At 68.9% G+C, this 9,110-nt stretch carries 7 protein-coding genes; 5 read left to right on the plus strand and 2 right to left on the minus strand.

What is annotated here, in order from left to right; genetic code table 11:
• Nucleotides 1-2: 2 nt before the first annotated feature.
• Entirely contained in the window at nt 3-1,217 is a 1,215-nt protein-coding gene (locus tag EV652_RS30770) for an acetyl-CoA C-acetyltransferase (RefSeq protein ID WP_132212760.1), read from the minus strand.
• Nucleotides 1,218-1,260: 43 nt separating this feature from the next.
• Nucleotides 1,261-2,565 carry an AMP-binding protein gene (locus tag EV652_RS30775; protein WP_158441284.1) on the minus strand — a complete coding sequence of 435 codons (1,305 nt, stop codon included), beginning with the start codon at nt 2,563-2,565 and terminating at the stop codon, nt 1,261-1,263.
• 65 nt (nt 2,566-2,630) lie between these two features.
• On the opposite strand from EV652_RS30775, the gene mce reads away from it, so the two are divergent.
• The 5 genes from mce (at nt 2,631) to EV652_RS30800 (ending at nt 8,736) form a co-directional block, all read left to right on the plus strand.
• Nucleotides 2,631-3,065: a methylmalonyl-CoA epimerase gene (mce, locus tag EV652_RS30780; protein ID WP_132212762.1), complete on the plus strand. Its 435-nt coding sequence runs from the start codon at nt 2,631-2,633 to the stop codon at nt 3,063-3,065.
• A gap of 137 nt (nt 3,066-3,202) precedes the next feature.
• Nucleotides 3,203-4,105 (plus strand): sensor histidine kinase, encoded by a 903-nt coding sequence (locus tag EV652_RS30785; protein WP_132212763.1) that lies wholly within the window; start codon nt 3,203-3,205, stop codon nt 4,103-4,105.
• A gap of 135 nt (nt 4,106-4,240) precedes the next feature.
• Nucleotides 4,241-5,572 carry a crotonyl-CoA carboxylase/reductase gene (gene ccrA, locus EV652_RS30790; protein WP_132212764.1) on the plus strand — a complete coding sequence of 444 codons (1,332 nt, stop codon included), beginning with the start codon at nt 4,241-4,243 and terminating at the stop codon, nt 5,570-5,572.
• A 105-nt stretch (nt 5,573-5,677) separates the two neighbouring features.
• Nucleotides 5,678-7,339, plus strand: a complete 1,662-nt coding sequence (locus tag EV652_RS30795; protein WP_132212765.1) for a coiled-coil domain-containing protein — start codon at nt 5,678-5,680, stop codon at nt 7,337-7,339.
• Nucleotides 7,336-8,736 (plus strand): AI-2E family transporter, encoded by a 1,401-nt coding sequence (locus EV652_RS30800; RefSeq protein WP_132212766.1) that lies wholly within the window; start codon nt 7,336-7,338, stop codon nt 8,734-8,736. The genes EV652_RS30795 and EV652_RS30800 overlap by 4 nt, the downstream gene beginning before the upstream one ends.
• Nucleotides 8,737-9,110 lie beyond the last annotated feature (374 nt).

The raw sequence follows: 9,110 nt of genomic DNA on the forward strand, positions 1-9,110 counted from the left end.
AGTCAGCGCTGCGGTACCCGCACGATCAGGGCATCACCCTGACCGCCACCGCCGCACAGCGCCGCGGCTCCGACGCCACCACCGCGACGCTGTAACTCCAGCGCCAGGTGCAGCACGAGCCGGGCACCCGACATGCCGATCGGGTGGCCGAGGGCGATCGCACCGCCGTTCACGTTGACCTTGTCGACGTCGACCTGAAGCTCCCGCGCCGACGCGATCCCGACGGCCGCGAAGGCCTCGTTGATCTCGATCAGGTCGAGCGCGGCCGGCTCGATACCTTCCTTCGTGCAGGCCTTGACGATCGCGTTCGCCGGCTGGCTCTGCAGCGACGAGTCCGGACCTGCGACCGAACCGTGCGCGCCGATCTCGGCGAGCCAGGTCAGCCCGAGCTCTTCGGCCTTCGCCTTGCTCATCACGACCACGGCACAACCGCCGTCGGAGATCTGCGAGGCCGAACCGGCGGTGATCGTGCCGTCCTTGCCGAAGGCCGGCCGCAACTTGGCCAGCGACTCGGCCGAGGTGTCGCTCCGGACACCTTCGTCACTGTCGACCACGATCGGGTCGCCCTTGCGCTGCGGCACCTCGACCGGCACCACCTCGTCGGCGAAGACACCGTTCTTCCAGGCTGCCGCGGCCAGTTGGTGTGAGCGGGCGCTGAACTCGTCCTGCTCCTCGCGGCTGAGCTTGAGGCCGGTGGTGTTCGCCTGGTCGGTGAGGGCACCCATGGCCTGGTCGGTGAACGCGTCCCACAGGCCGTCGAACGCCATCGAGTCGACCAGCGTGGTGTTGCCGTACTTGAAGCCCTCGCGGGACTTCGGCAGCAGGTGCGGGGCGTTCGTCATCGACTCCATCCCGCCGGCGACGACGATGTCGTACTCACCGGCGCGGATCAGCTGGTCGGCGAGCGCGATCGCGTTCAGGCCGGACAGGCAGACCTTGTTGATCGTGATCGCCGGGATGCTCATCGGGATGCCGCCCTTGGTCGCGGCCTGGCGGGCGGTGATCTGACCGCCGCCGGCCTGCAGCACCTGGCCCATGATCACGTACTCGACCTGGTCCGGTGCGACCCCGGCCTTGTCCAGTGCGCCCTTGATCGCGAACCCACCGAGCTCGGCGCCGGTGAAGCCCTTGAGGCCACCCAGCAGCCGCCCGATCGGGGTGCGCGCGCCGGCGACTATGACGGTTTGGTTCTGCGAGCTGCGAGTAGCGTCAGACATGCTTGTCACGATACCTGCGACGGCACTGGTACGCCGCTGTCGATCAGGTCACACGCCTGGCCGGTTTACCCGTCGACGTGACCGCAAGCTCGGTCACGAACGTGATCGACCGCGGCACCTTCGCGGGACTGAGCCGGGTCCGTGCGTGCCGGAGCAATTCCCATCCGTCCACGGCCTCCCGTCGTACGACGTGAGCCTCGAGCAGAGCGCCGTACTCCTCGTCCGGTACGCCGACCACGCGTACGTCGGCCACGGCCGGGTGACTGAGGAGCGCGTTCTCCACCTCGATGGGGAATACGTTCTCCCCGCCCGTCACGATCAGGTCGTCGACCCGCCCGTCGACGAAGTACCGCCCGGCCGAGTCGCGATGGCCCCGGTCGCCGGAGTCCGTCATCCGGCCGGCCAGTTCGCCACCGACCCACAAGTGACCGATCTCGCCGGCCGGCATCGGCAGGCCGGCATCGTCGAGGATCGCCAGCTTCACACCGACCGCGGGTCGGCCGATCGTCCCTGGTGCTTCGGCAAGATCGGTGGGTGTCGCGAGCGTCGACCAGCCCTGCTCAGTCGATCCGTACAGGTTGAACAGTGCCGGCCCGAATGCCTTCGCCAACCGATCTGCGACCACTGGATGCAACGACCCGCCTCCGCTCACCACAGCCGCCAGCGGAACCACGACTCCGGTTCGCGCGACCTTGGACAGGATCGGCGGTACGCCAGTCAGCACAGCGCCCGGGTGGTCGCGCAGGAAGTCCGCCACCTCGTCCGCGTGGAAGCGACGCCGTACGACGACCGGCATCCCGAAGGCCAACCCCAACGCGAGGAACCCCACCCCGAACCCGTGGAACAGCGGCTGCGTGATCACCAGCGGAACCCCACGCTGCAAGGGCAAATGGCGCAGCAAGGTCGCGACCGGCACAGCCTGCGCCGTACTCACCTTCCGATCGACGACCTTCGGCGTACCCGTGCTGCCGGACGTCATGACTACGACCTGACCGCGTTGCCCGGCCCGTCGTGTCCCCACTTCGACGGCCGGTGCGCGGGGATCGACCAGGACGACGTCCGCGTTCGCCCGCAGACCGGAGACGACGGCTGTGACGAACGACCGTCCGTTGGGCTCGCGGACCGCGATCCGTTCGCCGGCGGTGGCTTCGTGGGTCAGCTGATCGAGGTCGGCGTACGTGAGCGCACCGTCGTCGTCGATGAGCGCCGTGTCGGCGGGATGGTTGCGCGCGGCAAGAGTTGTCAGGGTGGCCAGCGTCAGGCCGTGCCGGTGGAAGGTCCCGGGCGCGCGCCAGGGTTGCACGGCCGCCAGCAGTCGGCCGAGGCCGATGAGCACATCCCCCGCCACAGCTCGAGTGTCGCATCGGCCACTTTTCATTGGAATCATGCCGTTGACTGGTCCACGCTGGCGGTATGGACCACCTCACCGCCACCAAGACCCTGTTCGAGGCGATCGACCACGTGGGAATCGCCGTGGCCGACTTCGACGAGGCCGTGCGGTACTACGCCGACGTGTTCGGGATGACCGTCGCGCACGAGGAGATCAACGAGGAGCAGGGCGTCCGCGAGGCGATGCTGTCCGTGGGCGGGTCCGGTTCGTCGATCCAGTTGCTGGCGCCGCTGTCGGACGAGTCGCCGATCGCCAAGTTCCTCGACCAGCGCGGTCCGGGGATCCAGCAGCTCGCCTACCGGGTGCGTGACCTGGACGCGGTCTCGGCGACGCTGCGGGAGCGCGGCGCCCAGTTGCTGTACGACGAGGCGAGGCGGGGCACGGCCGGGTCGCGGGTCAACTTCATCCACCCACGGTCGGCCGGTGGCGTCCTGGTCGAACTCGTCGAACCCGCCTGACCTCTGTGTGACCGGGGCGACTCTGAGCGTGTTGCACGATAAAGCTGAAGAAACCTCACCGTCACCACTGTCGAACAGGCGGTAACGGCACGCGCCGACACACTGCTGAGTCGCGTTTCGCGGACTAGGCTGTCCGAGTGCTGAGGGACAGCGCCACCGACGCTCTTGACGGTGTGCCGACGGGGTTCCAGCACGGCGCCTTCGTCTACACCTCGGACGAGGAGTTCGTGCGGCTCGCGACACCTTTCGTCCGCGACGGCCTGGCAACGGGTGAGGCGATCGTGGCTGCCCTGCCGCCTGCCCGGATCGCCCGCCTGCGCGAGGCGCTCGGGCCCGAGGGCGACCAGGTCGGCTTCATCGACATGACCATGGCCGGCCGCAACCCGGCCCGCCTGATCCCACTCTGGCGTGACGCGCTCGAGCGCAACCCCGGCCGCCCGGTCCGCGGCCTCGGCGAACCGGCCTACGCCGGCCGGAGCACGGCGGAGTACGACGAGGCCGTGCTGCACGAGGCCCTGCTCGACATCGCCTTCGCCAACGACACCGGCTTCCGGCTGGTCTGCCCGTACGAGGCCTCGGTCGGCATCGACCCGACCGCGACCCATTCCGGCGCGGAAGCCCTTGCAGAGAAGGCGTTTCGGATGGCGCTGAGCGAAGTACCGGATCGGGCCGAGCGGTGGGAGTTCACGCTGGCCGATCTCGGGCAGGTGCGGCAGTGGGTGAACGCGCAGGCGTCGTCGCACGGGGTGTCGCGGGACCGGCTGGACGACCTGGCGCTCGCGCTGCACGAGATCTGCACGAACAGCATCCGCTTCGGCGGTGCGCGCGGGACGTTGTCGGTGTGGATCGCGGACGGCTCGCTGATCTGCGACGTGGCCGACCGCGGCCGGATCGACAACCTGCTCGTCGGCCGGGTGCTCCCGCCGCTCGACGGGCTCGGTGGTCGTGGTGTCTGGCTGGCCAATCAGCTGTGCGATCTGGTCCAGCTGAGGTCCGGCGACGACTTCACCCAGGTGCGGCTGCACACCCGTCTGCGCTGATAAGACCACTGACAACGGTGGACTGAAAAGTGACGGTCGTCTCACCTGTCCTGTCCTGTGTCACAAGGCACAGCCAGACGGGCATACTCAGCGGTAAGTTCCGCTCACCCAGACCGCCGCTGCAGGAGGTACGACGTGAAGCAGATCCTCGAAGCGATTCTGTCCGGTGACACCGCGTCCGTCGGCGCGCTCGACGTACCGGATCACTACCGCGGCATCACCGTGCACGCCGACGAGGCGGGCATGTTCGAGGGTCTGGACAGCAAGGAGAAGGATCCCCGCAAGAGCCTGCACCTGGACGACGTCCCCACCCCCGAGCTTGGCCCGGGTGAGGCGCTGGTCGCGGTGATGGCGAGCGCGATCAACTACAACACCGTCTGGACGTCGATCTTCGAACCGGTGTCGACGTTCAGCTTCCTCAAGCGGTACGGGAAGTTGTCGCCGCTGACCGCCCGCCACGACCTGCCCTACCACGTCGTCGGCTCCGACCTGTCGGGCGTCGTACTGCGGACCGGCCCCGGCGTGAACGCCTGGAAGCCCGGCGACGAGGTCGTCGCGCACTGCCTGTCGGTCGAGCTCGAGTCGCCGGACGGGCACAACGACACGATGCTCGACTCCGAGCAGCGGATCTGGGGTTTCGAGACCAACTTCGGCGGGCTGGCCGAGATCGCGCTGGTCAAGTCGAACCAGCTGATGCCCAAGCCGGCCCACCTCACCTGGGAGGAGGCCGCGTCGCCGGGTCTGGTGAACAGTACGGCGTACCGGCAACTGGTCTCCTCGAACGGCGCCGACATGAAGCAGGGCGACGTCGTACTGATCTGGGGCGCGTCGGGCGGGCTCGGTTCCTATGCGACCCAGTTCGCGCTGAACGGCGGGGCGATCCCCGTGTGCGTGGTGTCGTCGCCGGAGAAGGCGGAGATCTGCCGGGCGATGGGCGCCTCGCTGATCATCGACCGGTCGGCGGAGGGGTACAAGTTCTGGTCGGACGAGCACACCCAGGACCAGAGGGAGTGGAAGCGGTTCGGCGCGCGGATCCGGGAGCTGACCGGTGGCGACGACCCCGACATCGTGTTCGAGCACCCGGGACGGGAGACGTTCGGCGCTTCGGTGTACGTCGCCCGGCGCGGCGGGACGATCGTGACGTGCGCTTCGACCTCGGGCTTCATGCACGAGTACGACAACCGCTACCTGTGGATGAACCTGAAGCGGATCATCGGCTCGCATTTCGCCAACTACCGCGAGGCCTGGGAGGCCAACCGGTTGATTGCCAAGGGCATGGTCCACCCGACCGTCAGCAAGGTGTACTCGCTGGAGGAGACGGCCCAGGCGGCGTACGACGTCCATCGCAACCTGCACCAGGGCAAGGTCGGCGTCCTCACCCTCGCTCCGGCCGAAGGCCTCGGCGTCCGCGATGCTGCCCTTCGCGAACAACACGAAGCGGCCATCAATCGCTTCCGCAACAGGTAGTTGGGGCGGGGTTGTCCACCGGGGCCGACTGGCTGGTTACACCCGGGTTCTGACAGGCTTAAGGTGGGGGATTCACACTGAGCCGCCAGAAGGGAATCTCGGGAAATGCCTGACGAGTCGAGCCTGCCATTCTTCGACCGTACGGCGACCGCGGCCGGGGGATTCCCGGTCAGTCGCCGTGGGTACGACAAGCAGGCCGTGGACGACTATGTCCGCGCGCTGGAAATGCAACTCGTCGAGGCCCGCAACCGCGCCGACGAGCTCCAGGGCAGCGTTGCGCCCATGCAGCGCCAGTTGGAGGAAACCCGGCGCCAACTCGAGGCCAGCGCCAACCCGTCGTACGCCGGTCTCGGCGACCGAGCAGCGCAGATCCTCCGGCTCGCTCAGGACCAGGCGTCCGAGGCCCTCGAGGAAGCGCGGCGTGAGGCCGACGAGCTTCGCATCACCGCGGCCAAGGAAGCAGCCTCTGCCCGCGCGACCGGCGACCGGGAGGCCGAGGACATCCGCTCCGTCGCGCTGAACGAGGCGGACAGCATGCGCCGGACCGCCGAGGGTGATGCCGCGGAGCTTCGCCGGACCGCGGAGACCGAGGGCGCCGAGGTGCTCCAGACCGCGCGGCGCAAGGCCGAGCAGCTGATCCTGACCGCGGAGTCGCAGGCCAGCACGCTGAAGAACGGCGCCCTGCACGAGGCAGAGAAGATCCGGACCGCGATCCAGCGCGAGTCCGCCGCGCTGCGGGCCCGGCTGGCCGACGAGCGTGAGCAGCAGGCCAAGGAGCTGGCCGACAAGCACCAGCAGATCGCGGCCGACACCGAGAACCTGACCACCCAGATGCGCGAGGCCGCCGAGGCCTCCGAGCGGCGCGTCGCCGAGGCGACCGAGCAGGCCCGCAAGATCCGCGCCGAGGCCGAGGAATCGGCCGAGCGGACCATCTCCCGCGCCCGCCGCGAGTCCGAGCAGCTGCTCACCACCGCGCGGACCCGCTCCGAGGCCGAGCTGGCCAACGCAGCCGACGAGGCCGAGCGGTCGCGCACCATCGTCGCCCGCGAGACCGAGCGGCTGGCCAAGCGCCGCGACGGCATCCTCACCCAGATCGCCGGGCTGAACGAGATCGCCAGCAACATCGCCCGCCAGGCCGCCGAACTCGACTCCGAAACGGCCGCACCGGCGTACGTGAACCCGTTCGCCCGGCCGCAGACCCCTCCCCCGGCGCCCTCCTTCGCGCCGCGGGAGAACTCCCTGGCCGCGCCGAGCCCGTTCGCCCCGAAGCCGGACGAGGACGACTCCTTCACGCAGGAGGCGGACGACGACGCAGCGGTGTCGACCCCCTTCGCGCCGAAGGCGAAGGACGATGCGCCTGCCGACAGCCCGTTCGCGCCGGCCGCGTCCACGGAGGAGCCGGCTGAGGCGTCGTACGACGAGGACGACGGCCCGTTCACCGGGTCCAGCCCGTTCGTGGGCGCCGATGCGGGTGACGCGCGGGTGGACGAGACGCGGATCGACACCGGGCTGCGGGTGGACACGAAGCTGGCCGACGAGCTCGCCAGCAAGTCCGCCGGCGGGCCTGCGGACTTGGACGAGGAGCCGGTTGACTCGACCAGGATCGACGAGTTCCGGCTGAGTGACCTCGAGGACGAGGAGACTCGGGTGCAGGCGGCTCCGGACGCGTCGGCCGAGACGTCCGATGAGGAAGCGGCCGCCGACGACGAGAAGAAGAAGACCGACGAGACCGCTTCCGGCTCGCGATCCCCGAAGGACAAGATGTGACGCCACCCGGCGACGAAAACTCCACAGCGACGCCTGAGCGGGACCTCGCGGAGGCCACCCGCGAGGCCAAGGCCGCCGCTGCCGAGGCGGAAGCCGCCGCCAAGGACGCCGAGCAGTCGGCAACCCAGGCCGAGCACGCCGCCGACGATGCCGACGAGTCAGCCGACGAGGCCGACGAATCCGAGGCCGCGGCCGAGGGTGCCGCTGACAAGGCCGCAGCCTCCGCCGACAAGGCGGACAAGTCGGCCGACGAGGCTGATCGGTCGGCGGATCAGGTCGAGGTGGCCGCCGGGGACGAGAACCTGGCCGGCGAGCTGCTGATCGAGGAGCGACACCCCGACGTCGGCATGGGCCTGCCGGGCCCACCGCTGCGGCGGTCGAACCCGTTCATGTTCGGGTTCTTCGCGGCCCTCGGCGTACTGGTCGCCTGGGGTCTGTGGAACGCACTCGGCCAGGCCCGGTCGGTGCTCATCCTGCTGCTGGTCTCGATGTTCATCGCGGTCGGCCTGAACCCGCTGGTCGAGTGGTTCATGCGTCGCGGCCTGAAGCGCGGCCTGTCCGTCGGCGTCGTCTTCCTGCTGATGATCATGGCAGTGGCCGGCGTCGGCTTCGCGATCGTCCCGGTCGTCACCGACCAGATCAACAGCCTGATCAGGAACGCGCCCGACTATCTCGATCTGCTGACCAAGTCGCGGACCCTGAACGAGCTCAACGACCGCTACCAGTTCATCCAGAAGGCCCAGGACTACATCCAGGACCCGGCCCTGGCGCAGCGCGCGTTCGGCGGCATCCTCGGCGTCGGCAGGGTGGTCGCGAACGCCCTGTTCTCCGCCTTCACCATCCTCATCCTGACGCTGTACTTCCTCGCGTCCCTGCCCTCGGTGAAGCGCGCGGCGTACAGCCTGGTCCCGGCCAGCCGCCGTGCCCGCGTCTCCATCCTCGGCGACGAGGTACTCAGCCGGGTCGGCGGCTACGTCAGCGGCCAGTTCCTGGTCGCGGCCTGCGCCGGCTTCTTCATGTTCGTCTTCCTGCAGATCGTCGGCGTGCGCGAGTACGCCCTGGCGCTGGCGATCGTGGTGATGTTCACCGCCTTCATCCCGATGGTCGGTGGCCTGATCGGCGTCATCATCGTCGCCCTCATCGGCTTCACCACCGGCCTGTGGACCGGCGTCGCCTGCCTCGCCTACGGCATCGTCTACCAGCAGATCGAGAACTACGTCATAGCCCCCCGCATCATGCGCCGAGCCGTCGACATCCCCGGCGCCGTCACCGTCATCGCCGCCCTCCTGGGCGGTGCCCTCCTAGGCGTAGTCGGAGCCCTCCTAGCCATCCCCACCGCCGCCGCCCTCCTCCTCATCATCCGAGAAGTCTGGGTCCGCAAAGCCGACGACTCCTAGGGCCACGTCGCACGCCGAGGGGCGAGCGCGGCCCACCCCACGCGACGCCGCGCCCGCTCCTCCATCACATGCTGGCCAGTCGCTCCCACTCGCCCTCGTTCGCGCTGTCTTCGTCGCGTGTCCTCAATCAGAAGCCACCTCAACGAACCGTGCCGTCGCGCACCCGAGCCGCCCCTCGCGAGTGCCTGAAGCCGGAACCGAAGCATGTGCGTCGGCTCTGCGACTCACTCGCCGGTCCCGACAGTCACAGGTTCTTACCACTCAAAGCATGTCGCGCTCGTGTGACGTTTCCCCTTGTGGATAAGGGATTCTGCGACCTCACGGAGTTGGGCGATCCCTCGGAATGACCTAAGATAGAACACGTGTTCGAAGGA

The sequence above is a fragment of the Kribbella steppae genome (genome assembly GCF_004342025.1).
GTDB classification, from domain to species: domain Bacteria; phylum Actinomycetota; class Actinomycetes; order Propionibacteriales; family Kribbellaceae; genus Kribbella; species Kribbella steppae.

Coding starts and splice junctions, on each gene's coding strand:
- EV652_RS30770 (WP_132212760.1), bottom strand. CDS start 1,217: ATGTCTGACGCTACTCGCAGCTCGCAGAACCAAACCGTCATAGTCGCC.
- EV652_RS30795 (WP_132212765.1), top strand. CDS start 5,678: ATGCCTGACGAGTCGAGCCTGCCATTCTTCGACCGTACGGCGACCGCG.
- mce (WP_132212762.1), top strand. CDS start 2,631: ATGGACCACCTCACCGCCACCAAGACCCTGTTCGAGGCGATCGACCAC.